The sequence below is a fragment of the Oleiphilus sp. HI0128 genome, from assembly GCF_001635365.1.
Map to the genome: position 1 here is coordinate 1 of NZ_LWGG01001486.1, position 957 is coordinate 957.

Consider the following 957-nt stretch of genomic DNA (forward strand, 5'->3'; position numbering starts at 1 on the left):
GCTGGCGGGTGGCAACTGAACGTAGCTTTCATGCTCTACGATTACTTCGCCACTCGTGGCATCCATTAAAATATAAGAGCTAGCTGAAACCTGTGGCGGAGAAGGAATAAGAGCTGGCTTAGCAAATGCGTCGGCAACATGGAATCCGAGAAGTAACAACAAAGAATAAAGTGGTAACACCTTACCTAGTGATCTGAACATCATTAAAAACCCGATTTTGATTTATATGAACGAAGTGACATATATTGAAGAAAGCAAGTCTAACCGAATTCAGCAATCGATTCATCCATAAGCGAAGACCAATAAGCCAATCTGTATTAAAATTAACGCTTCAGCTAATACAGACTTCTAACGAACAAGAAGAGGTATAAACGAAATGAAGGAACTCAAAAACGGCTCTGTTGACAGCGCACAAACAGTTAAAGCAGGCTGTGGAATTCGCTACGACCCTGAACAGCTAGACGGAGATTGCGGCTTCGATTTTTCACAAGCTGAAAACATGAAGCCTGAGAAAGAAGCCCATATACCTAAGAGCCCGGAGCCAACACAGGACGACTAATCACAACAGGTGCACCAACCTCACTGTCGGATAAATGAGCCTTTAACTTTTCTGCAGCGCTCATGTCATCAACTGGTCCAACTCTGACACGATAGATATTAGCCCCTTCAGCCTTCCCTACAAACGCAGAGTGAGCCAAGCCCATTCTCTGTAGACGCTGGAGAAGGTTATTAGCCGAAGCCTGATTAGATAGCGCCGCCACTTGAACAAAATAGGCTAAGCGGTCTTTGCTTTCTTTTACCCCCGAAGCCTCCTCACCACTCACTGTTGGTTTTGGTACAACGATTGATTCTAGTAAAAGCCTGGCAGTTCCTTTGTTGTGGTAATCCAGCTTCTTGGCTGCGGCATAAGATAGATCTAATATTCTACCTTCATGAAATGGCCCACGGTCATTAACT

General features: G+C 44.4%; 2 protein-coding genes and 1 pseudogene. 1 reads left to right on the forward strand and 2 read right to left on the reverse strand.

The features are described 5' to 3' along the window. Positions 1 to 204 (reverse strand): annotated as a pseudogene (locus tag A3763_RS24530) (hypothetical protein); the annotation flags it as partial. Between the two features lie 172 nt (positions 205 to 376). On the opposite strand from A3763_RS24530, the gene A3763_RS24535 reads away from it, so the two are divergent. Continuing rightward, complete coding sequence (locus A3763_RS24535; RefSeq protein ID WP_068507906.1) at positions 377 to 559, forward strand: hypothetical protein; 183 nt, start codon at positions 377 to 379, stop codon at positions 557 to 559. On the opposite strand, the gene A3763_RS29980 is transcribed toward A3763_RS24535, so the two are convergent. After that, a partial coding sequence (locus A3763_RS29980; RefSeq protein WP_197483104.1) for an SPOR domain-containing protein occupies positions 528 to 957 on the reverse strand: 430 nt, incomplete at its 5' end. The two genes, A3763_RS24535 and A3763_RS29980, sit on opposite strands and share 32 nt — an antisense overlap.